Genomic DNA, 25,218 nt, shown 5'->3' on the forward strand with positions numbered 1-25,218 from the left:
CTCATTCATCCGTGTTCGCTTTCCCGAGGGGTGGCAGCCCGAGGATCTCCCGGAACTCGGCGGCGAGACGCGCGAGCGTCCGGGGGTCCGTCCCTTCCGCCGCCAGCAGGCCGGCGAGCCGGCGTACCGCGTCGCGGTACGCCTCCGCGGCGTACCGCCACTCCGCGAGCACGGAGTCCGGGTCGCCCGGCAGGAGCAGCCCGAGGGCCGTGTCCCACACCCGGGCGGCGTCCGTGTCCGGGAACGCGTTCTCGAAGTCGGTGAACGCCGAGCGCCAGATCCGGTACGACACCGTGGCCGCGACGGCGTCGAGGGCGTCCGGCCACGGGCCGGGGCGGGCCAGCAGCAGCCGCACCTGGTCGAGCGGCGGCAGTCCGCCTCCCCGGACGCCTCCGCCGAGCTGTGCCTCGACGTCCATGCCGGGGGTGATCCCGATGCCCGCGTCCCTCAGTTCGGCCAGGGTGACGAGTTCGGCGCCGGTGAACCCCGGCGGGTTGCCGGACAGGTCCTGCTCGCTCACCTGACCGGCGATCCACCGGCGCCGGTCCGCCTCGGAGGGCGGCGCCTGCAGCGGGGTGTCGTCGCCGGTCGTGATGACGTCGGGGGCGGGTCCGGAGGGCAGGTCCGTCAGCGCGGGCGGATCCGTCCGCGACCAGTGGGTTCCCGTGTCCTCCTGGGGTGAGGTCAGCACGAGGAGGCTCTCGTTCACCGCCGGCCGCCGGTCGAGGAGCCGCAGGGGCCGCGTCGGCAGCCACACCCTCCGGGCGGCCCCCGTCCGGGCGGCGATCGCCTCGGCCAGGGCGGCGTCCCCCGTCCCCGCTCCGACGGGGACGACCGTGACGTCCCGGTCCAGCTGCGCCAGGACGGGATCGTGCGAGAGCAGTTCGGCGATCTCATCGTAGGGCACCGGGCGGGTGGTGCCGTCCGGCCAGGGCATGTCGACCTGTCCCGGGGTGGTGCCGCTCAGGTCCAGTACGTACCCGCCGGGGTGGCCGCTCCTCCCGGCGCCCTTGCGGTGCCAGGGCGCCAGGGCCCCGCGGCTGTTGTTCAGGCCGCCGTCGGACGAGACCACGTAGCGGTCCGCCCACATGCGGCTCGGGGCGGGTTTCCCCGTCCAGTTGCGGCCGGCCTCGGTGCCGTTCACGGAGGTGATGAGGGTGCGGTCGTCCAGCGCGCCGTGGCGTTCGAGGTCGTAGGCGGCGAGCGCGGTGGGGTCGTAGGCGTCGCGGCCGAGGGCCGCCGCCGTGGCGGCCGTCCGGAGGAGTTCCGTCCGCAGGGCCTCGTCCCGGGGGTCCTCGCCGGCGGGCAGGTGGAGCGCCTTCGTCGTCAGGGCCTCGGGGTCGGGGTGGTTCTCCACGCCCTCCACGGCCTTGACCGTGGCCCACAGCGCGTTCTGCCGGTGGACCGCGGTGACCTGCTCCGAAGGGCGCAGGCCCAGCACCTGGCGGGCCCACAGGTCCGGATCGTGCCGTGCGATCAGTTCGCGGGCCCGGTCCACGGAGGGCAGGGGGACGAAGTCGGACAGTGCGGACCCCGGGTCGGCGGACAGCCGCGCCGACGCCGCCTCCAGCACCGCCCGTACGTCGTCGGGGTCCGGCGGCGCGGGCCGGGTGCCGGGGGCGGTCGTCAGGCCGTGGTGCGCGCGGGTGACCCGGTCGAGCAGGTCGAGCGTCAGCTCGCCGTACTCCCGCAGGTTCCCGTCCCCGCGGCGCATGACCTCCAGGGCGCCGATGCCGCGCAGCAGCCGGTGGTACGTGCCGGGCGGGACGTCCTTGTCGTCCTCCACGTCGACGCCGAACGTGGCCCGCAGGGCGCGGACCAGGCGCAGTGCCGTGTCCCGGGCCATGGCCGGAGTGAGGTCCGGGGACGTCTCCAGGCCGGCCCGCGCGGCCAGGGCGTCGAGTTCGTCCGGGGTCGGTTCGGGACGCAGCTTCACCATGTCCACCGGGTCGTTCGCCGGGGTGGTGGGGATGCCGTGGTCGTACAGCTTCCCGTGCGCGTGGCGGCTCAAGTGCTCCCTGTCCGGAGCGTAGACATCGCGCCGTGTCCTGTTGGAGACGTCCTGGGCCACCGACGGGACGGCGAGCGGGTCGGGGACGAACGGGCGGCTCCGCTTCAGGGCGGCGGCGGTGTACCCTTTCGGGCCGCTCCCCCAGCAGGACAGGAACACGAGGGGGGTGTCCCGGTCCAGCCGGCTCACACTGCGGCGCCGTCGGAGGTAGCCGCCGGTTTCCGTGCCCCGGACCGGAACGTTGTTCTGGAACATGTGCTCGACCATGAGGGTCTGCCCCGGCACGCCGTGGACCAGGAAGAAGTAGGGCTTGCGACCCTTCCACGGCACCGGGCGGGGAGCACCGACCGGTTCGCCGGTGACCGGGTCGTAGACGACCCACTCCGTCGACCGGACCAGGTCCTGGAGCCACCGCTCACGCTGGACCAGGTCGGCGCCGTTGAGTACCGCGCGGCCCACGGGCCGGCCCTCGTCGGTGAGGGTGACCGACTGGACGTCCGCGTCCCGGAGGGTCTTCCCGTCGATCGTGCGCAGGACGGCCTCCCCGGGTTCGGGCCGTCCCTCCTCCGGCCCCAGGTCGTCGGGGTCACTGGCGATCCACTCGCCCAGCGGCTCGTCGCCGAAGGACCGGTCGTCGCTCACCTCGATGCGGGGGCGGCCGGTGTCGGGGTGCGGCTTCAGGGAGGCCTCACCGCTGTGCGACCACAGCGTCCTGTGCACCCGGGCCGCGGCCCTGCGCGGCAGGTCCAGCCCCATGGCGCCGGCGTACTTCGACGCGAGCACCACCTCGGCACCGTCCTCACGGCCCGCCAGTTCCGCGTCCTGCGCCAGCAGTTCGGCGAACTCCTCCGGCGACAGCCGCCACCGCCTGCCGCCGTCCGGCAGGGCCAGCCCGACCTTCGTGTGGTCGCCGTCCTTCGTCCCGATCACGTACGGGAGGGGGGCGCCGGGCCGGCGCGTCCACGGCGACGGCCGGGGGCTCCGGTCGTCGTCGTCCACCACGTCGTACGAGGAGGTGTCCAGGTCCTGGGCGGGCCGGCCCGTCCAGTTGCGGCCCAGCGGGGTGCCGTCCGGTGCGGTCAGGCGGGTGGCGTCGGACAGCAGGCCCTGCCTGCCCAGGTGATAGGCGGTCAGCGCCTCCCGGCTGGTCGCCCGGCCGGCCGCCATCGCCTCGTCCGCCAGCTCGTACAGCCTGCGGACGCGGGGCGACAGGTCGTCGGCGTCGAAGCGCACCGGTGCGGGAGCGGAGTCCGTGGACGCGCCGTCCGAGTCACTGCCCGAGTCGTCGTCCGAGTCGGGGTCGTCCCCGGGGTTGTCGTCGAGGTGCAGGAGACTCCTGGCGAGCCGGTCCGGGCCGGCGAAGTAGTCCTCCGGGCCGAAGTCCTCCGGGCTCAGTTCCGCCAGCCGGGCGACGGCCCCCGACAGGGGGGAACGGTCGACCGTGACGACCACCTGCCGCCGTGCCGCCCGCCCGGTGGCGCCGGTGTCCCGGCCACCGCTCTCCGTGCTGATCGGGAAGTCCTCGGCCCGGACCGTGCGGCCGCGTGCGTCCGCGACGTCGCGCACGGTCCGCTCGTTGAGTTCCAGCTGACGCCTGATCTCGTCGCGGAGGAAGTCGCGCGCGGCGTCCGCCCGCCGCAGGCCGACCGTCCCGGCGTGCTCGACGGCGTCACCGGACAGCGCGAAGCGCGGACCGTTGCCGTAACCGGTGACCGTGATCCGGGGAAGCCGGAGGCCGGCCCTGAGGTCCCGCAGGGCGGACAGCACGACCTGCTCGGCCAGGTCGGCGAGTTGCCGGCGCTGGTCCGGGTCGGTGATGTCCCGGGGGCGGTGCTCGAAGGCGTCCCGGGACGGAGGAGGCTCCGGGGCGGGCTCGGCAGGTCCGTCGTCGTCCGGTGCCGCCACGCTTCCGGCCTCGTCGGTGTCGGGGCCGCGGTCGGTGTCCGGCGGCACCTCCCGGCCGGCCGGCCGCGGCTCCGTGTCCGTCGGGGCCAGGGTGACGGTGGAGACCGGCGGCGCGGCGGCGGCGTCGGGTCCCACGGCGTCGGAGGGGTGCAGCCGGCCGGTGCGGGCGGCGCGCAGCAGGTGGGCCAGGGAGCCGGCGGTCAGCGACCGGTCCCAGCCCTGCCGGACGGCGTACCGGCCGACGGTGCGCCGGAGTCCGCCCCAGGTGAGCGGGCCGGGGTCGGTGTCGCCGGCCGCCTGGAACCGCAGCCCCTCGAGGGCGCCGAAGCCCTCGATCAGCTCGTGGAACTCCTCCTCGCGGGCCGGGTCGGAGTCGATGCGCACGCCGTGGGTCTGGCGCAGGGCCCGCACCCAGCGCAGGGCGCGGTCGGTGCGTCCCGGCAGGTCGTCGGGGAGCCCGCCCAGGTCGGCGAGCGCGTCGAGGGCGGCGGTCCCGGGTTCGGGAGAGAACTCCTCGACGTGGCCCTCGGGGTTGTCGGGGTCGTCGTACACGACCAGGTGCGGCGGCAGGTCGCCCTCGGCCTCGCTCGGCGAGATCTGCCGGTCCAGGGTGAAGACGGTGCGGCGGATCTCGTTGGCGACGTACTGGGCGGAGGGGGGATGGGCGAGCAGGTCCTGGTCGGCGCGCGTCATGGACAGTTCGCAGAGCAGCAGCCACACCGGCGCCTCGGGAGGCAGTGCCTGCATGCTCCTGCGCCGCGCCAGCACCCGGCCCAGTTGCCGGGGGTGGACGGCCTGGTTGGCGCCGGTGCTGCGGCGGGGCAGGGTGGTGCGTCCGCTGTCGCCGTGGCCGACGGCGATGTAGGAGCCGGCCAGTCCCCACGGCAGGGGCAGCGGACCGCTCTGCCGTCCGGCGTACACGCCGGGCAGCCCTTCCACGACGTTGACGTAGTGCTGGATGGCGGACACCACCCGCAGGGCCTCCTCCCGCAGCGCCATGTCGTGCGCGTCGAGGAACGCCCGCCCGGTCAGTGCCTGCCCGTCGACCGTGACCAGCGGGTACGAGTGGATGTCGGAGTCGGGGAAGAGGGTGCCGTCCGAGGCCCTGACGAGGGCCTCCGGGTCGTGCGGGACCAGGCCCGGGTCGGCGGGGACCCAGGTGCCGGCCGGATCGCTCCCGGGGGCCGGCGCGGTCAGGAACGGCACCCGGCGGCCGGTCGGAGCCGTTTCGAGGCGCAGGTCGCCGTAGGTGAACCAGGTGCGGGCGCGGGTGCGGTCGGCGATCACCCGTGCGAGGACCTCGTTGCGGCCGTCCTCCTCCGCGATCAGGATCACCACGGGTACGTCCGGCCGCCGTCCCGGGTCGTGCAGCACCAGTTCGGCGAACTCCTCGTCCGACACCGGTCGTCCGTCCGCCAGCAGCATTCCCCCGGCGTCCCGCTCGGCCACCACGGCGTAGGCCGCGGACCCCCAGGGCGAGGGGCGGACGCCCCGGGGATCGGCGACCACGTCCATGTGCAGGTGGATGCCGGGACGTCCGGTCCAGTTCCTGCCGTACGGCGCGCCGTCGGCCCCGCTGAGCGCGGACTGCTGCGGGTAACCCTGCCGGGTCAGCCCGTAGGCGGCGATGGCGTCCAGGCTGCCGGCGCGCCCCCGGCGGTGGGCGCTGCTCGCGAGGGTGAGGGCCTCGTAGTGCAGGGCCGCGTCCACCGGCGCGTCCGGCGCCAGGTGCAGCAGCGTCCGGGTGATGCCCTCCAGGTCGAGGCCGGCGCCGAAGCGGGGGTGTCCGGCGCGCGCCGCTTCGATCACGCGCAGCGAGTTGAACAGTCCGTTGCGCAGGTCCTGGGAGAGCGGCTGGGAGCCGAAGGTGGCGTCGACGAGCGCCCACAGTTCCTGGAGGCGTCGCTGGACCGCGCCGTCGGTGGGCGGCGCGGCGGCGGACCCCGTCGCCGGCACCGGGATGGGGTGCGGCAGCGGCAGCGGCGCGGGGGTGTGCGGCTGCGGTGCGTGCACGCCGGTGGTGCCGTCCCACAGGGCGCGGACGGCCACGTAGGCGTCGCCGCCGTCGCCCGGGGCGCCCTCGGCGACGTCCCACAGCGCACGGGCACGGGCCAGCGCCTCGTTCTCGACGTCGGTGGCCTCGACGGGGTTGACGTCCGCGGGACGCACCCCGCGGGGACGGGCGGGTGCGGCGCTGCGCGGGTGGCGGGGCCGGGGCACAGGGCCCTCGCCGTACAGCCGGCGCAGCAGGGGGTACAGGTCCGGCTGGTGCGCGCGCACCCACTCCGGGCCGTCGTTGTTGCGCGGCAGCCCGGTGTAGGGGTCGTTGCCGCCGTTGGCCCTGAGGTAGACGTTGGTGAGCTGGGCGAAGAACTCGCGCTCGTCGCGGCTGCTGTAGTTGGGGGCACTGCGGCGGCCGTCGGCGTCGTGGCCGTGGAGGGGGCCGTCGGGCCAGGAGCCCGCCTCGCCGGCCCGCGCGGTGGCCCGGTAGGCGTCGGTGACGCGCTGCCGGTCGGCGAGGTCCAGACCGTGGAGGTGCACGATGTGGGCGACCTCGTGCACGGTGGTCGAGTAGCCGTCGGCCTGGGCGGACTCGCCGTCGGGGACCGTGGTGCGCTCACCCAGCAGGTTCTCCTCGGTGACGGCCGCGCTGCGCAGGCCGGCGCCGCGGACGGTCTCCCAGGGACGGCCGTCGTCGGTGACGCCGCCCCGCAGGTGGCGGAAGGCGTCCAGGGACGTCATGGCCTCGCTCCTGGGCACCACCACGACCCGCGAACCGCCCTTGAGCAGCCGGGCCGCGACGTCGGGGTCCCGCAGCAGCCGTGCGACCTGGGCACGGGCCCGGTCGCCGGCGGAGACGGGCTGCTCGACCCCGTCGGGCACCTGCGTCATGAGGCGCGCCGCGACCGAGGCGAACTCGGCCGGGGTGATCCCGGCCGGGGCGCCCCCGGTCGGGGTGACCCTGGCGCGCAGGGCGTCCACGAGCGCGGGGTCGGAGGCCAGCCGCTCACGGTGCGCGGGCGGCAGCGACGCCAGGGCCGCGTCGCGGTCGGCGGCGGACAGGCCGGGCAGCCGGGCGGCGAGCGCCCGGACCGGGTCCGCGGTCACCTCCGGGCGGACCCGCAGCCCGTCGGCGAGCGCGGTCAGCTCGGCGCTCAGGGCGGGCAGGTCGGCGTCGGTGACGCCGAGGGCGCTCCAGGTCTCCTCGTGGCGGGCGAGGGCGTCGGGGTCCCGGGCGGCGGAGTCGAGCAGTTCGCTGAGCCGTACGGCGAGGGAGCCGGCGGCGCCGGTGGGCCGCACGGCACGGTAGGCGTCCTCGCGCGCGAGGACCGGCGTGATCGTGCGGGGGCCGTCGGCGGGGGTGCGGTGCAGTGCCCACAGCAGGTCGAGGAGGTCGCGGCCGCGCAGCTCCGGGTCGGTTCCGGTGGCCAGGGCGAGGGCGGCGTCGGCCAGGGAGTCCGCGGGCTGCGGCACGGTGAAGCCGTCGACCGTGACCGTGCCGGGGGCCGGCCGGTCCACCGCCGTGACCGTGATGTCGACGCCGTCCACCGACAGGCCGAGGACCCGGCCGTCGCCCGTGCCGGGCCGGACCCGCACCGACGCTCCGGGCATCTCCCGCTCCAGCGCCGCGCGGATCCCGTCGACGGCGGGCGGGGTGGCCGCGGGCAGGTGGAACTCCACGGCGCCCAGCGGCCGGGGGTGACCGAACTGCACCCGGGCGCGGGCGGCTCCGGCCAGTACCACGGGGTGGCCGAGACGGTGCAGCACGGCGCCGGCCCGGCGCGCGACGTCCAGCGTGCCGGTGTCGTCACCGGGCGGTGTGCCCGGCTCGTACGTCTCCTTCCGGGGCCCCGGGGCATCGTGGTCGGCCGGGGTGGCGGTGGGGGCCGACGGCGGGGGTGCGGGCGCCGGGGGTGCGGGCGCCGGCGGAGGGGCGGTCTTCACCTGGTCGGTGCGGACGACGACGCCCAGCCGGTCGCTGAACAGGGCCGCCACGTTGGTCAGCCAGTCGGCGGCCTCCGCCGCGTCCAGACCCGGGCGGACCGACCCGCTCATGTAGCGGCCCGACTTGTCGTTCACCACCCAGGAGCGCAGCTTCTCGCTCCAGCGGAACTCGCCGGACACCCGGCTGCGGCCCGGCAGCGTCCGGCCGGCCCCCTCCCCTCCGTCGCCGGCGAAACCGGCGGCGATGCCGGTGTGGCCCAGCCCGTCCAGCGTCCCGCGCAGTGCCTCCGCCGTCAGAGCCGGGTCCTTCTCCCGCATCCCCGCCAGCAGCGCGTCGAACTGCTCCGGCGTGACGATCCCGCTCAGGTCCTCCGTGCCGAGGATCACCCGCCCGTCGTCGGTGACCGTGTACAGCCACACCGCGTCCCGGTTGCCGGTGATCAGCAGGTCGGGATCGACCTCGTCCAGCGGCACCCACAGGGGGTTGAGCCGTACGTCGCCGTCCTGGTCGCGCTCCTCGTCCTTGATCCGCTTCGGGAGGACCGGGTCGCCGAACCGGTCGCGGGCTGCGGCGTCGCTGCCGTCGTAGTGGTCGGCGCCGTTGTAGTAGACCTCCGTCTGCCGCGTGGCGTTGTCGGGACCGGCACTGCTGACCCGTCGGGGGCCCGTCGGGAAGGAGCGCACCACGTCGACCCGCAGGTCGAACGCGTGCGCGGCGAGGGGCAGGAAGGCCTCCCCCTCCGGCGTCCCCCAGCTGTCCTCCCAGCGGACGACGGCGTCCAGGAGCGCGGGCAGTTCCGTGCCGTCCAGCGGTGCGGCGCTCTGTGTGTAGGCGGTGGTGAGCAGCCGGCCCAGTGCGGTGTCGTCGAGGTCGCGGGGCGCCGGCAGCAGGCCGTGCTGCCCGAGGTACTCGAACAGCCGGCGCGGCCCCAGGTCCTCGGCCTCCGCTTCCAGTACGGTCCGGGCGTCCTGCGGGGAGACGCCCGGGTCGGCGGGGCCCGACGCCATGCGGGCGTCGACGTACCTTCTCAGCAGATCGGCGGGGTCGAGGGCCTCGGGGACGGGGACCTGGCGGACGTCGTGGTGAGCGAGGAGGGAGAGCATCTCGGCCCGGTTCATTCCGCGGACCCGTGCGGCGAAGGCGTCGGCGGCGGTCTGCCGGAACTGACCGACGATCTGCGGGTGCAGCCGCCCCGCGCTGCGGCGCACGTAGTCCTCGATGTGGGACCGCATGGCGCGGAGCGCGGTCCGCGACGGGCCGTCCACGGTGCCGGACCCGGCCTGACGGCGCAGGTCGTCGCGGACCGCGTCGGGGTCCCCGAGCCAGTCGTACGCGGCGCGGTCGGTGGCGGCGAGACCGGGCAGACGGCTGCGGAGGTGCACGGGGTCGCCGGCCATGAAGGAGTACAGGAGGCACTCCCCCGTGCCGGGCACCGGCACCCGGCGGCCCGGCGCCCGACCGCTGTCGTTCTCCGGCGCGGTGCCCTTCCTGCGGTCCCCTCGGGGCGGGTCCGGCTCCGGGGCCGCAGGCTTGGGTTCCGGATCCGGCTTCGCGGCAGGCGGCTTCGACTCCGGGTCCGGCTCCGGGGCCGGAGGCTTGGGTTCCGGGTCCGGCTCCGGAGCGGGCTCGGCCGGCAGGGCCGGTTGGTAATGGCGGTCGTCGAGGCTCAGGACCACGTGTGCGCCGGGGTGGGGGGATGCGTCGACAAGTCCCCGGAGGTTCCCGAGTCCTGTCGGGTCGTCAGGGGCGAAGTCCTGGAAGGCGCCGTCGCTCCCGACCACCGTGACGCGCACGCCGAAGGCGCGGGCGGCGAGCAGCGGGAGCAGGTCCGCCGCACCGTGGTTCCAGCCGGCCTCCGACGGGGCGTCGCCCCGGCGGAGGAGCTGGGTGATCGCCAGGTTGGCCCGTACCTCGGGGGGCAGGTCGGCGATGTGCGGGATCAGGCCGCCGAGGCCGTCGAACTCACGGCGTGCGGGGGTGTCCGTACCGAGGTCCAGGCCCGCCGCGGCGATCTCCTGCGCGCTGAAGGCGTCGGTGTGGTCGGGGGTGACGGCGGCCAGCAGGTCCTCGTCGGCGTGGTCGGTGAGCCAGGAGGCCATCCTCCGGCGCAGGTCGGACACCGCCCGCGGATCGTCGAGGTCGATGCCCTGCGCGGCCAGCAGCCCCGGAGCGGCTCGTTCGAGGCCGAGGGCGAACGCGTGGAAGAAGGCGTCGCCGTCCCTCGGCACCTCCTGGAGCGTGTACGTCGCTTTCGTGGGGGACGTGAGGACGGTGCCCGATTCCTCGGTGGTCTCCCTGGTGTAGCGGGGCGGACCCGGACGCTCGGCCGCGGGTGCCTTGGGCGGGGCCTGGTAGGTCACCTCGGGCGGCTCGGGGAGACCGTCCAGCTCCTCGCGGCCCTCCGCGGTGGCCGCGAGCCGGTGCCAGCGGGTGAGCTGGTCCGCCCCGGCCCGCACCCGGTGGTACTCCGCCGCGGCCTTCTCCGCCGCGTCCCTGAGCGCCTCCAGCTCGGCGCGCCGGGTCTCGAAGGCGTCGCGTGCCGCGTCCCGGCGGGCGGTGGCCTCGTCGAGGTCCCGGCCGGGCGCCCGCGCGGACAGCAGGGCCGCGTCGAGCCGCGCCTCGGCCGCCGCCTTCCCGGTGCGCGCGGTCTCCAGCCGCAGATCGGCCGCCTCCCGCAGTCTCCCGGCGGCCTCCCGCGCGTCGGCCAGGCGGGCCAGGGCGGCGTCCTCCTCCTCCCGCAGGACCTCCGCCCAGCCGTCGTGCTCGGGTGCGAAGCCGTACGCGTTCTCGGTGAACGCGTCGACCTCGGCCTGTGCGGCGGCCACGGACCTGTCCGCGAGGTCGTGGTCGCGGCGCGCGTCGCTCTCGGCCTGCCGCAGGGCGGTGTCCGCGGTGTCGACGTCGGCCCGGGCCAGGTCGACCGGGCGCATGGCCGCACGGACGACCCCGGCGGCCTTGTCGAGGGCGGCCTGCGCGGCGTCGAGGTCCGCGCGCAGCCCGCCGGAGGCGCGCCGCTTCTTCCAGTAGGCCTTGTCGGCGTCGACCCACGCCTTGCTCGCCTTCCCGACCGCGTCCCACGCCTTCGAGACCCGCTCGGGGAAGTTCGCGTCGGTGACGATCCGCAGGTCGCGGGCGACGTCCTCCCGGATCCAGGTGACGACGTACGCCTCGGACCTCATCGCCTGCGGCCCCGATCTGGCCTTGGCGAGGGTCCCGCCCCGGATCCGGTTCGCGAGCCTCGAGTCCACGATGCCGCGGTGCACGTCGCCGACGCCGATCCAGGTGGCCGGGACGGCGAAGAGGAAGGACCGGCCCGTCGGGGGCTTGAGGTTGCGCGAGGTCAGGTGGTCGTCCCCGACCGGCATGCCGTCGCCGTCGAGGTCGTTGGGGCCGGGGCCGAAGGCTCCGATCTGGTTGAGTCCGGCGTTGTTCGGGGAGTCGTACAGGAAGCCGCCGCCGAGGCTCGAGGACTGGCTGTGCTCGACGGACGACGACGTGCCGGTGTTGTCCCCGTACCGTCTGAGCACCTCCAGCTTCTTGCCGTCGGCGACCGTCAGCAGCAGCGCGCGGCTGAAGTCGGGCGCCGAGCGCAGTGACAGCTGTCCGGTGTCGGTGCCCAGGAGGGACTTCTCGGTCAGCCCCGCCACCTGGTAGCCGCCCGGTTCGGTGGTGCGCGGGAAGAACGCCGTGACCGCCGTGGAGCTGGTGCCGTCCTCCAGGGCCTGCGCCGAGCCGGTGCCCAGGCGGGTCAGCCCGGTCCGCCTGGTCCTGCGGAGGAGGTCGGTGAGAGCGGCGGCGTCGGGACCGTCCTCGGCCTCCAGGGCCTGGAGGGGGAAGCCGGCGTCGTACGCCTTCGTGAGGAGGAGCTCGCCGGCGGTGCGGATGTTCTCGACGCCGATGACCCCGCGGGGGTGCATGCCGTTCTCGGGGAAGGTGAACGGCCGTACGACGCCGTCCCCGTCCCGGACCGTCAGCTCCTCCACCGCCCTGGACAGGGGTATCGGCCGGGGCGGAGCGGCCAGGGCGGGGTCGGCCGCCGGGTCGGGCGCGGGCAGCCGCCGGCCGGCCCCCTCGTCCTCCCCCGGCCGCACCGGCTCCATCAGGCTGAGCGGCACGTGCTCGCGCAGCTCTCCGACGTCGCCCTCCTCGACGATGCGCAGCCGGCCCCGGAAGCGGTCGAGGGCCGTGGGCTCCCCCTTCGCCGGCTCCGCTCCGTCCGGCGTGCCGGTGCGGGGGGTGTCGTCGGCCTCCAGGGTGATCCGCATCCGGTACGGGGTGACGATCTCCGCGTGCGGTTCGGTGGACGCCGCCCGGTAGATCGTGACGGTGGTGACCGTGTGGCTCGACGAGACCGTCTTCCGGTTCGAGCCGCCCTCGGTGTAGGTGGGTCCGGCGGCCGGTACCTGGGTGTTGCCGGTGTGCACCAGCTGGCTGGTCAGCAGGCCCAGGTCCGCCCCGGAAGAGGACTCCGAGTTCTGCTGGGCGGTCTCGACGGCCCGCCGGTTCTCCTCCAGCTCCGCGCTGTGGTCGAGTCCCTCGAACACGGGCGTCCCGGGGATCAGCTCGACGCGCGCCCGCACCTGCCGGCTGCCGATCCGGACGCTGTCCCAGCCCCAGCCTCCGGCCCTGACCGGCGTCGACGGGGCGGTGGTCGTCATCTCCCCCTTCAGCGCCCGCGTGGCGCGGGCCGTCACCAGCTGCCGGATCCGCTCCCGGCTCTCGTCGTCGAGCCCCAGTCTCCCGATCCGCCGGTCGAACGCGAGCAGCGCGTCGGTGGGGTCCAGCGGGTTCACCGCGTACGTGCCGAAGGCGGTGCCGCGCATCCAGGGCTGCGGCGCCCAGAGCCGGTCCGTGTAGCGGGGGACGTCGCCCATGCCGTCGTCGATCAGCCCCATCCGGTGGGCGCTCTTCTCCGGCAGGTGCCCCAGCAGTCCACCCCGGCCGGTCAGCGCGGTCCCCGCCGCCCCGGCGAAGAGGTTCGGCACGAAGGTCCTGGCCGCCGCGGCCGTTCCGATCCGGCCCGTGCCCAGCCGGCTGGTGAACAGCGCGAACCAGTGCTGCACGTCGCCGGCGACCAGCACCTGGTGGGTGAACCCCTTGCGGTTCATGTCCGCGACGACCGTGCGCACGACGCTGCGGCTCTGCGTGTGGGACGTCGACAGGGGGTTGGCGACGAGGCCGTACGCGCCCATGAGGCCGTGGCCCGGGTTCTGGGCGACGGAGTAGACGAGCTGGCCGCCGAAGACGAAGCTGGTGCTGTTGCTGACCTTGCCGGCCGCCTGCCGGGTCCCGCCGAGCGTCATCTCGGTGTCCATGGACATCGACGGGGTGAGGGCCCGCAGGTCTTCGACCGCCGTGGCGTACCGGAAGGTCCCCCACAGCTCGCCGTACGGACCCTTGCCCAGCAGACCGCTGCCCACCAGGCCCAGCGGCCCCGAGCTCTGGTCGAAGCCCGACGTCAGGGACTGGGGGGTGAAGGAGCGGAGGACCGCGTCCCGGGTGGCGGCGCCCTCCTTCGTCAGCTGCCAGGCGTCGCCCGAGGCCGCCCCCAGGACCCGGTCCACCTCCGCGAGGAGGACGGGCGACACCACCACGTTCACGATGACGAACGGGTGCTGCCGGAACTCCTTGAACCGGTCCGTCCCGCGGTCGGCGAGCCGCCCGGCGGGCCGGCCCGCGCCGGGGTCCGCGGGCAGCACGAGGTCGCCCCTGGCCAGGGCGAGGGCCCGCTCGGTGGCCATGTGCACGGGGGCGGACTCGTCGGACAGGTAGGGGTTGAGCGCCCCGTCCGCGTGCGGGTCCGCGTCGGGGGTGTGCTGGACGGGGACGCCGATGAGCACCTGCCCGGTCCTCGGACCGCCGCCCCGCAGGTGGCCCAGGGGCGTCCGGCCGAAGAGCACGTTGACCGGCTCGTCCAGGACCAGCAGGCCCGGCAGTCCGAGGCCCAGACCGCGGAGCAGGCCGCGGGGCCGCCAGTAGCCGCTCATGGTCGCGGTGAGGGACAGGTCGTAGCGGTACAGGTGGGTGGGCTGGTTGCTCACCGACATCGGCTCGTTGGTGACGGTCGAGCCGAAGGCGGTCTCCGTCTCCCACTGCCAGCCCCCGCGTGCGCCCAGGGTCAGCCCGAGCGTGTTCCGGGGCAGGCCCGCCTCGTCGCGGTCGTTGTCGCGGCCCGAGAACGTGCCCTCGAAACCCAGCTCCAGGCCTCGTTTCGCGCTCGTCTGGCCGTCGATCCGGTCGACGCCCTGGGCGCTGAAGCGCATGCCCTCGCTGTCGTCCCTGCCCTCGTACCGCCGCCCGGTCAGCGTCCCGTGGACCAGGACGGTGTAGTAGGTCTGTCCGGCGGTGCCGGGGTCGGTGAGTCTGATCGGCAGGCCGACCGTGGTCAGCCCCTCCAGGCCCCCGGTGACGTTCTGCTGGGACAGCACGCCGAGGACCTGCAGGGTGTTCTGGAGCGCGATCCGGTACTTGACGGGGTCGGTCCACCGGGGCGGCATGGGCAGGCTCCGGGCCGCCCGGAGCACCCGGTCGGGATCGCGTTCGAGCATCTCGCCCAGGCGGGCGCGCCAGCCCTTCGGCAGGTTCGGCGGCAGCAGCTGGTCGAGGGGCACCACCAGGCCTTGGCGCAGGTTCGAGATGGCGTCGACCAGGCCGTCGGCGAACGCGTCCAGCAGGGTGCGGCCGACGCCGTCCGCCGCGTCCGGTGTGACACGGGTGCGCCGGCCGTCGTCGAAGGCGAACTCCTTCACCCGGTGCATGCCCAGGGTGCGCGGCCGGTCCACGGTCAGGTAGGCGGGCGCGAACGGCGGGGCGACGCCGTTGCGCAGGGCGAACGTGGTCCCGTCGTCCCATCCGGCCAGCCGCCGCGCCTCGGAGCTGGTCATCCGGTCCAGGCTCCAGGTGAGGAAGCGCGTCGGCGGTGTGCTGTCACCGGACCGGCGCACCCGCACCGACTTCACGACCAGGTAGAGGGCGGTCCTGGGGCCCTTCACCTGTCCGGCGGACTTCAGGGTGCCGGCCGCGCCGAGTCCGGCCGACCAGGTCTTCGCGAACGAGGCCTGGAGGGTCGGTCCGAGCTGGAGCCGCAGGTCGAAGGGGGCCGCGGCGGGGTCGTGGAAGTTGAAGGCGGGTCCGGCGACGGCCTGCAGCAGCAGGCTCCTGCCGTGGGCCCGGCTCCGTTCGCTGCGGACCGTCGAGGTGTTGATGTCCCGCATCTCGGCCTGGTCGGTCTCCCCGACGAGCACCGCCGACAGCGGGATCAGTTCCTCCACCACGAAGGCGCCCAGCGGTGACTTCTTCTTGTCGTCGGCGAACAGCTGCGGGGTGGCGATGCGGCCGCGTGCCATCGTGCCGCCGTGCCGCTGGAAGCTGTCGCCGGAGAAGAAGCTGTCCAGCTCGGTGTAGGCCGAACTGCCGGGCAGGGCTCCGATCCGGGCGGCCGCCCAGTCACGGATCGCCGCGACGGGGCCGAAGCCCTCGATGCGGACGAAGCGGTACTGGGAGTCGCGGTCCAGGGTCATCGTCCGGGGGATCCGGCCCGGCTTCGGCATCTTGGTCACGCTGTCGGGCAGGCGCACGCGCAGGCCGCCCCGGATGCCGAAGGCGAACCGGACGGGCGGGGCCGGGTCGGTCCTGGTTTTGGTGCCTGTATCGGTGTCGGTGTCCGTGATCTCCCGTCCGGCGGCGTCGGTGACGCTCATCTCGTAGTGGATGTCGTCCAGGTACGCCCGCGACTTGTCCAGTGTGCGGGTCTCCATCTGGTTCATGCGCTGGTCGGTGAGGGTGTAGCCGACCTTGTCGATGAAGCCGAACCGCACGGCGATCCGGCCGAAGCCGCCGAACGCCGCGCTGCCCGCCGGGCCGATCGGCCCGCCGAGACCGTACTGGGAGTTGGCCTGCATGTTCTTGGTCAGCCCGAAGAGCGCGGCCGCCCGGTGCATGCTGTCGATCTTCGTCGAGGCGCCGACGCCGTCGTCGAACGGGGTCCAGTTGCCGTAGTGACGCGCCCTGACCCACAGGACGCGCCTCCTTCCGTCCGCGGTGACGTACGGGAAGGGGCGTCCCTTGCCGTCCGCCAGCGTCTTCGGCTTGTCCCGGAGCGTCTGCCGGACGTCGTCCAGCAGTCGTGCGCCGTCCTTGGGCCGGGCGTTCGGCCGGCTCCCCAGTTCCCGGTCGATGGCGTCCAGGGCCTGTTCGTAGCCCCGCAGGACGACCGTGCTCTGGCCGAACGTGCCCGGGTTGGCGAGGAGTTGTTCGAGCTCGGCGGGGGTCAGGCCGGACGGCAGCAGCGACCGGAGGTCGTCGACGTACGCGGGCATCCGCCTGCCGTCCTCGAACCGGGCCGGGGTGCGGCGGCTCGGCGGGGGCTCCATGGCGGGGTCGAGGCGCGGGGCGTCCGGAGACGGCGGGTCCGGCTCCGGGGGCCGCGGCGGGCCGGAAGGGGCCACGGTCCCGCCCCCGGCCGTGGCCGTGGTGGGCGACAGATGGGTGTCCGCCGGGGACGCGGGGGCCTGCCGGGCGGCCGACCAGTCGTCGGCCTGCTGACGCCGGCCGTCCGCCAGGGGGAGCAGGGACAGGACGTGCGGCAGGGACGGATCGCGCTGCGCGAACAGGCCCACGGGCCCCGGTGAGACCCACACGCCGCGGGCGGTCCCGGCGCCGACGAGGGCCCGCCGGTCGGCGGCCCGCGGGTCCGTCGGGGTCGGGGTCGTGGAGGCGAGGACGATGTCGGCCGTGCGCGGGAAGTCGTTCAGCACCGGGTCCACCGCGAGCAGTTCGGCGATCTCCTCGTAGGGGACCGCGGCGCGGAATCCGCCGGGCAGCTCCATGGTGAGGTGGTCCGGCCCGGCCTCGCCCCGCACCAGGAACGGGGCGGGCTTGGCGGTGTCGGTGGTCCACGGCATCCTCGCCCGGCGCAGCGGACGGTGGCCGCCGTCCGGTGTCGCCGCCATGACGAGGGCGGACGTGACGTCAACCGCCGCACCCGGTGGGCCCGGCGTCCAGCTCCGGCCGGCCGGGGCGCCCGAGCCGTCGAGCAGCAGGGTGTCCGGCCCGAGGGCGCCCAGGGTCTCCAGGTGGAACGCGCCCAGCGCGACCGGGTCGTCCACGTCGACGCCGACGGCCGCCGCGCGCGCCACCAGGTCCAGGAGGTCGGGCAACCGGTCCGGGTCGGGCCGGCCCAGGTGCAGCACCCTGCCGGTGAGGGCGACCGGGTCGGGCGTCCTGCTCTCCCACTCCAGGGCCTTCACGGTCGCCCAGAGGAACTGGGCCCGCTCGGGCTCCCCGATGACCACCTGGTCCGGGTCCAGCCCCAGGAGCCCGGCCGCCTCGTCGTTCACCTCCTCGTCCGTGAGACCGTCCAGCCCTTCGGCCACGGTGATCACGTGCGGCAGGGTCACCAGGTCGGTGAGCACGGCGCCGGGGTCCCGGCGCACGGCGTCGGCGGCCCTGGCCAGCAGGTCCCGGTAGGCGTCGGGGCCCAGGTCGCCGTCCGGGTCGCCGTGTTCCGCCGCGCGGATCTCGCGGGTCGCGCGCTCGAACAGGTCCAGGCTGAACGGGACGGCGGCGCGCAGCACCGGGTCGGCGGCGCGCAGGGACTCCAGCGCGCCGATGCCCGCGAGGAGTTCGCCGTAGTGGCCGTCGTCCTCGATCGCCACCCCGAACGTCTGCCGCAGCGCGCGCACCAGCCGCAGCGTCCGCTCACGGACCTCCTCCGAAGCCGGCCCCACCGGGTCGGTGTGCAGGCCGGCCGCGCGGGCGCGGTCGTCGAGCGCGGCGTCGCCGGGCTCCGGCCGGTGCTCCACCCACTTCCCGCGCCGTCCCCGCGAATCCATGATCATGTAGTGGGAGACCCCGCCGGCGGCCTCGAACTTGAAGCCGACCTCCTGGGTGGCGCCGTAGACGGTCCGGCCGGTCTCGTTGGCCACGTGCTGGCTCTGGCTGACGTCGGCCAGCGGGTCGGGGACGAACGTGTCCGTGACCAGCTTGCGCCTGCGGGTGACGCCCGGCGGTGTCGCGGCGAAGCACTCCTGCATCAGGACGGCGTGGTCCTTGGGGAGCCGCGCCAGGCTCGGACGGCGCCTGAGCATGCCGCCCACCGCCCGCCCCCGCTTCTGGTGGCGGGGGTTGGAGCGGGTCGGCAGCGCCGTCTCGCCGGGGAAGCCGTGCCCGGCGAAGACGTACACCGGCTTGCCGGCGAACGGGACGGGCTCGTCGTCCTTGACCCAGGTCCCGTCCTGCCGGTTGACGTGGTAGAGGTCGGTCGCCGTCGCCGCGTGCCGGATCCCCCGCAGCAGCCGCACGCGGTCGCCGTCCTTGAACACGGCCCTGCCGATCGACCCCTGGTCGGTGACGATGGTGTGGGAGTTCAGGTCCTGTTCCCAGAAGGGGGCGCGGGCGGACTCCGCGGGGTCGGGCAGCAGGCCGGGGGAGCTGCGGATCCAGTCGGTGCGGTCGCTGCCCCGGCCGCTCCGCAGGGGCACGACGTACGGGTGGGAGGCGTTGCCGTCCGGGCCTTCGGCGACGTCCACGACCCCGTTGGCCGCCCAGACGTCCCTGCCGGTCCGGTCCGCCGCCCGGCGCGGCAGCTCCAGGCCGCCCCCGCCGGCGTCGGAGACGAGCAGCAGCACCGGCACGTCCGCCGGGAGGCCGCTCAGCTCGGCGTCCAGGGCGAGGAGTTCGGCGAACACGTCGAGGGGCACCTCGCGCGGGGCGCCGTCGTGACCGCGTACGACGATCTGGTCACGGTCGCCGTCCGCCCGCACGACGTAGGGGTCCGGGCCGCCGGGCCGGTGCCAGGGCGCGGGCCCCACCTCGTCGCGTGACAGGCTGCCGTCGGCCCGGGGTCCGGTCCTTCCGGTGCGGGCGAGGTCCAGGTCGTCGAGCCCGTCCCTGCCCCGGGTCCAGTCGCGGCCGCGGGGGCGTCCGTCGAGGCCGGTGGTCAGGGCGTGGGTGGGCGACAGCACGCCCTGGCGCTGGAGGTGGAGCGCGGCGAGGGCGGCCAGACCGCCCGCCGCCCGTGCCTCCGGTGCCGTGGCCAGCCCCAGCAGCCGGCTGCGCTGCACGTTGCTCACCGGGTCGGCGGGGTGCAGGAGCAGCACCCGGCGGGCCACGGCGTCCAGGTCGAGCGGGCCGGATTCCAGCAGGGGGTCGGTCCGGCGGAGCCGGTCGAGGCGCGCGAGCCCGTCGCGGATGTCCGGGTACAGGGGACTCGACAGGACGTCGGGGCCGTAGACGTCCGCCAGCAGTTCCCGGTGCCGGGCCTCCTCCGGGGTCGGCTCCTCCCCCCGGTCTCCGTCCGTGTCGTCGTCCTGGTGGTCCGCCAACGGGGCGTCGAAGCCGTCCAGCAGGCCGTCCAGGTTCGGCAACGGGGTGTCGAGGCCCGCCAGCACGCCGTCCAGGCTCGGCAACGGAGTCCGGAGGCCCCCGGCCGGTCCGGGATCGAGGAGGCCGGCGAGGGCGGCGGGCGGCACGGAGGGGACCTCGGTCGTGTGGCGGTCCGCGAAGGTGACGTCGTCCGGCCCGGTGCCGTCGGCGCCGGGCCGGACGGCCGCCCAGTCGGCCGCCGCGGGACGCCCCGGCGCGCTGGGCAGGAGGGAGGGGACGTACGGCCGTGACGGTCCGGTCGGGGCCAGGCTCACACTGCCCCGCGAGGCCCATACGGTACGGCCGGTCCCGGCGCCGACGACGGCCCGCGGATCGGTGTCCGGGGTGCCGCCGCCGGTCGGTGCGGTGGATGTCGCCGGGACCGCCTTCGGGACGGCCAGGACGATGTCCGTGGTGTCCTGCGGCCGGGTGTTGAGCACCGGGTCGCGGGCCAGCAGCTCGGCGACCTCGTCGTAGGGGACCCGGGCGCGGAAACCGCCGGGCAGGGTCATGAGGAGGTGGTCCGGGCCGCCGCCCGCCCACACCAGGTAGGCCGGCGATCCGCCGGGGGCGCTCCACGGCGGGCGTTCCTGGCCCACGGCCTGGTAGCCGCCGCCCGGTTGCGGGGCGGCGACGACGACGCGGTCGGTGAGCGTGGTCGTGGCCGCGTCCGGCGGGGTCGGGGACCAGCGCCGCCCGGTCGGCACCCCGTTGAGGTCGAGCAACTGGGTCTGGGGGGCCAGGGCGCCCAGGGTCTCCAGGTGGAACGCGCCCAGCTCGGTCGGGTTGTCCACGTCGACGCCGACGGCCGCCGCCCGGGCGACCAGGTCGAGCAGTTCGGGTCGCCGGGCCGGATCGGGCCGGTCCAGGTGCAGCACCCTGCCGGTGAGGGCGTCCGGGTCGGGGGTCCTGCTCTCCCACTCCAGGGCCTTGACCGTGGCCCAGAACAGCCGGGCCCGCTCGGATTCCCCGACGGTCGCCGGTCCGCCGTCCAGGTACAGGACGCGGGCGGCCTCGGTGTCCAGGCCCTGGTCCGTCAGACCGCCCAGCCGCTGCGCGGCGGCGGTGACGTGGGGCAGGGTGACGAAGTCGGAGAGCACGGCGCCCGGCCGACGGTACAGGGCGTCGGCCGCGTCGGTGAGCAGGGCCCGGTGGGCGTCGGGGCCGGTGGCACCCGGCCGGCGGGCGTGGGCCGCGCGGTCGAACAGGTCCATGGAGAACGGGCCGAGGCCGCGCAGGACCGGGTCGGCCGCCCGCATGGTCTCCAGCGCGCCGATCCCGGCGAGGAGATCGCCGTACCGGCTGTCGTCCTCGATCGCCGCGCCGAAGGCCTGCCGCAGCGCGCGCACCAGCCGCAGGGTCCGTTCGCGGGTGGCGTCCGTGACCGGCTGCTCGGGGTCCGTGTGCAGGCCCGCCGCGCGGGCGCGGTCGTCGAGCAGCTCGCCGGCGGGTTCCGGCCGGTGCTCCACCCACTTCCCGCGCCGCCCCCGCGAGTCCGTGTAGAGGCGGTGGACGAACGTCCCGTCCGGCCGCACCGCGAAGCTGACCATATGGGTGCCGCCGTACACCGTGCGCCCGGTCTCGTTGGCGACGTGCTGGCTCTCGCTGAGGACCGCCAGCGGGTCGGGGACGAAGGTGTCGTCGATGCCCCTGCGGGTGCGGACGATTCCCGGCGGCTTGGCACTCGAGCACGCCTCCATCAGGACGCCGTGGTCCTCGGGGAGCTGCGCCAGGCTCGGACGCCGCCTGAGCATCCCGCCGGTCGCCGGCCCACGGGTGTGGTGCCTCGGGTCCGTCGTGGTCGGCACCCGGGTCGCGCCCGACCGGGCGTGGCCGCCGAAGACGTACACCGGCTTGCCGGCGAACGGCACCGGCTCGTCGTCCTTGGTCTCCTCCTTGGTGACCGGGTCGTAGTGCCACAGCTCCGACGACTCCGTCGCGAGCTTCAGCGCCGCGATCCGGCGCGGGGCCTCGGAGTCCTCGAACACGCCCCTGCCGATGGTCGCGCCCCCGTCGACGACGCTGTGCGACAGCATCTCGCGCTCCCACTCCGGCGCGTTCTCGCGCTCCGCCGGGTCGAGCACCTGGCCGGGGGTGCTGCGGATCCAGTCGGCGCGCAACAGCCCCTCCCCGTACAGCAGGGAGACGACGTACGGCTGCGACGGGTCGCGCTGCGGGGAGACCTTCACGGTGCCGTTGGCCGACCAGACGTCCCTGCCGATCCGGTCCGCCGCCTGGCGCGGCAACTCCAGGCCGCGGGCGCCGGCGTCGGGGACGAGCAGCACCACGGGGGTGCCCGGGGGCAGCGCGGCGAGCCGGGGGTCGCGGGCCAGCAGTTCGGCGAACACGTCGATCGGCACCTGGCGCGGGGCGCCGTCGTGGCCGCGTACGACGATCCGCCGGTGGTCGCCCTCCGCCATGACGACGTACGGCTCCGGCTCACCGGGCCGGTGCCAGGGCGCGGGCTGCACGTCGCCGCGGCCCAGGGTGCCGTCGGGCTGCCGGACCACCTTCCCCACCTCGGTGAGGTCGAGGCCGGGGATCGTGGCGTTCGTCCAGTTGCGGCCCCACACGCCGCCGTCGTCGGCGGTCAGCGCCTGGGTGGGGGACAGCACGCCGCGGAGTTCCAGGTGGAAGGCGGCCAGGGCGGCCAGGCTGCCCGCCGACTCCATTTCCGGGTCCATCGCCACCCGGAACAGCTCGCCGCGCTGCGCGTCGGTCACCGGGTGGGCGGGGTCCAGGAGCAGCACCTGGCGGGTCAGGGCGTCCAGATCGAGCGGGCCGCCGCGGAGCGCGGGGACGGCCTGCCGGAGCTGGTCGAGGTGTGCGAGGGTGTCGCGGAGGGCGGGGTGGAGGTGGCTCGTCCCGATCGCGGGACCGAACACGTCCGCCAGCAGCCGGTCGTACAGCGCCTCGGCGGCCGGGTCCGACCCGGGCTCGGAACCGAACTCGGATTCGGACGCGTCCCGGCCCTCCTCCCAGTCCATGATCATGTCGATCGAGTCCGGGGAGCCGGGCTCGGAGGACTCCCCGGTCGGGATCCCGTCCGGCGCCCGGGAGCTGAGCGGTGTCTCGTCGGCGGTGACCGGCTGGGAGGCCGGCGCCTCGCGGGGGACGGCCGGGGTGGGCTCCACCGTGGAGCCGGTGGCGGCCGGGAGTTCCTCGGACTCGGTGCGCACGGGTCGGTAGGGCTGCGGGTCATCGGACGTGGTCCGGGTCTCGGCCTTCGGCACCGCGGAGGACGGGCGGGACGGTCCGGGCTCCTCGGGCGCGGGGGTGCGGACGTCGTCCGGGGCGAGCGGGTCCGGGTTCGACGTCTCGGCAGTGACCGCCGGGTCGCCGGACGGTGTGGTCTGGGGCCGCGACTGCGCAGTGGCGTTCGGCGCGGCGTGGCCCGGGGACGTGGCGGCCGACGGGGTGGACGCGGTGGGGGGCGCGAGGGGCGCCTGTGCGTTCGGCTGCGGCTGTTGCCGTTGTCCGTCGGAGGTGAACCGGGTCGTGTCGTCGTCCGTCGACCGCTGTCGCTCGGTCCCGTCCGGCGTGAAGCCGCTGCCGCCCGTCCGGGTCGACGGCAGGTCCGGGGCGGAGGAGCCGACGGTGGCGGACCTGTCGACCGGCAGGATGTTGTCCGTGCCGGCGGTCCAGTCGGTCCCCGGGGTCCTGGTCACCGACGGGTTGAGGGCGGAGAAGACGGTGTCCGTGTCCAGGCCGTCCACGGAGGAGTCCCGGTAGGGGTTCTCGTACGTGTTCGGCGGAGGAGTGGAGTACGACGGCTTGACCGCGCCCGCCGCTCCCGGGAGGCCGTACGCGCCGGCGTTGTTGCCGACGCCATGGACCGTGCCGTGGTCCGGGAAGGACGAGGAGGAGGACACGGAGGAGACCGACGAGACGTCGCTGGTGTCGCTGAAGACCGACGCGGTGTCGCTGGTGTCGCCGACGGAGGAGACGGAGTCCTCGCCGTAGGTGTCGTCGTAGGTGCTCCGGTACGTGCCGCTGCTCGTGTACGGGGCGTTGTACGTGCCGCTGCTCGTGTACGGGTCGCCGGACGTGCCGTCGTGGAGGTCCTGGTACGTGCTTCCGCCGTCGTACGCGTCGTCGTACCGGTTCTCGTACTCGTACCGGTCGCCGCTCGCGCTCGTGCCGCCGCTCCCCCTGCCGCCGCCCGGCAGGTCGTTGACGTCGCCGGAGCCGGTGTTCTGGAAGTAGTTCTTGTAGACGAACTTCCCGCCGAACTCCGCCCCGCTGGAGGCCGCCTCGAAGATCAGGCCGCTGAGGCCGGCGCTCAGGAACGTGCCGGGGTTGAGGGTGAACGTGCCCAGGAAGATCAGGCCGGTGAAGGCCTCGGCGAAGGTCTCCGCCTGTCCCTCGTTGATGAAGCTGAACGGGAGCTCGGAGACCTCCTTCCAGAAGTTGTTGTTCTTGAAGTACTTGTTGATGAACCTGCCGCCGACCTCGCCGAAGACGCCTCCGAAGAGCCCCGCGAACGCTCCGGCGACCGTCGACTGGCCGATGTCCGTCCAGTCGAACTTGGTGCGCCGGCGCTCCGGGTCGTCCGGCGCGGTCATGGAGATCAGCTGCGAGGCGAACGCGACGAACGCCTCCTGGATCGCCTCCAGCAGCACCGAGAGCGGTGTGGGGATGGCGCGTCCCAGCCGCTGGAGGATCAGCAGGATGGTGAGCGCGGTGCGCGCCTTCTGGATGGCGATCTCGGTGAGCGACGTACCGCCGGTGAAGACCGCCAGCGCGGCGATCAGGGCCAGCTCGATGTTCATCAGGATGAACTCGATGAGGATCTGGTACTTCGCCTCGGACAGCTTGATGGAGCGGTTCACCTGCTGGGCGCCCAGGTCCCGGAGTTCGTCGGAGAACTTCTGCAGGTGGTTCTGTCCGTTGTCGTCGACGAAGAGCTTCATCGCGGCGATGAACTCCCCGGCGATCCGCGGGGGGAGCGAGTTCCCGGCGGTGGAGATCGCCCCCTTCATCGCGTCGGAGAGGTCCCGGACGTCGTCCGCCAGCCGTTTGTAGGGGTTACGGCTGTCGAAGCCCCGGTCCTCGTTGCCGGTGGCGACGTTCGCGCCCACGTAGACCTCGATGAACTCCCGCAGGCCCGGCGGGAACATGATGGCCATTCAGCGCCTGTTCCCGCTCTCCGAGCCGTGCGCCTCGATGTCCTCCACCGCCTGGACCTGCGGCCGCTGCACGTGGTCGGCCTCCGCGGCGACCGCGTCGACCAGCGCCATGAACCCGCCGGTGATGGACAGGACCGTGTCCCTCACCTGCTCCTGTTCGCGCCGGACCTGTTCGCCGACCGCGTTGGCGAACTCGTCGTCGCCGCCCTCGTCGCCCCACCAGCCCGCGTACTCGGCGCAGCCGGTCTCGAACCGGGGCAGCATCTCGTCGCCGTAGCGCACGGCGTCGGCGAGGTGGCGGGAACTCTGCAGGATCGCCTCGATGTCGGCGGAGTAGTTGCCGGCCATGGTCACGCGCCCCCCTGTCGTCCCCGTCGTCCGTCGCCCGCGGCGCGGGCCGCCCCGTGCGGGGCGGCGGATTCCTCGTCGTCCTCGACGATCTCGTCGCGGAGCCTGCTCATCGCCGTGGGCCCCTTCGCCACGGCGGTCTCACTGAGCAGCGAGCCGAAGACCGATCCCCAGTCGACGCCCATCCGCTCCGGGGCGGCGCCGCGGGCGGTCATCCGGGTGAGCGGGTCGAGCAGGTCGACGACCCGGCGGGCCATCTCGGCCCGCGCCGTGTTCGCGGCCTCCAGCACCGCCGCGGAGAGCTGGGCGGCGGCCATGGTCCGGTACTTGCCGTCGAGGAACTCCAGGCTGGTCAGCTCCCCCTTCGCGCCGACGGAGACCCGTACCGACCGGTCCGCCGAACGCGCGGTGGCCGACGCGGCGTCCAGCTCGGCCCGTGCCGAGGCCGCGGCCTCCTCCGCCGCCCTGAGGTGGGCCATCGCCTGGGCCACCCGGTCCTCCATCGGCTGACTCAT

General features: G+C 74.9%; 3 protein-coding genes. All 3 read right to left on the bottom strand.

Going from position 1 to position 25,218, the window contains the following annotated elements:
• Position 1: 1 nt before the first annotated feature.
• From ABTY20_RS14830 to ABTY20_RS14840, 3 genes are read right to left on the bottom strand one after another with little or no spacing between them, the layout of a single operon-like run.
• Complete coding sequence (locus tag ABTY20_RS14830) at positions 2-24,355, bottom strand: lonely Cys domain-containing protein (protein WP_351997396.1); 24,354 nt, start codon at positions 24,353-24,355, stop codon at positions 2-4.
• On the bottom strand, positions 24,356-24,709 hold the full coding sequence (locus ABTY20_RS14835; protein ID WP_351997397.1) for a hypothetical protein: 354 nt from the start codon (positions 24,707-24,709) through the stop codon (positions 24,356-24,358). It abuts the gene before it with no gap.
• Entirely contained in the window at positions 24,706-25,218 is a 513-nt protein-coding gene (locus tag ABTY20_RS14840; protein ID WP_351997398.1) for a YbaB/EbfC family nucleoid-associated protein, read from the bottom strand. Before ABTY20_RS14840 ends, ABTY20_RS14835 begins: the two co-directional genes overlap by 4 nt.

It is taken from the genome of Streptomyces sp. NPDC126497 (assembly GCF_040302425.1).
Lineage (GTDB): Bacteria > Actinomycetota > Actinomycetes > Streptomycetales > Streptomycetaceae > Streptomyces.

What these genes read in the sequence shown, in the direction of transcription:
- ABTY20_RS14830 (WP_351997396.1), bottom strand. Translation starts at nt 24,355, where the DNA reads ATGGCCATCATGTTCCCGCCGGGCCTGCGGGAGTTCATCGAGGTCTAC.
- ABTY20_RS14840 (WP_351997398.1), bottom strand. Translation starts at nt 25,218, where the DNA reads ATGAGTCAGCCGATGGAGGACCGGGTGGCCCAGGCGATGGCCCACCTC.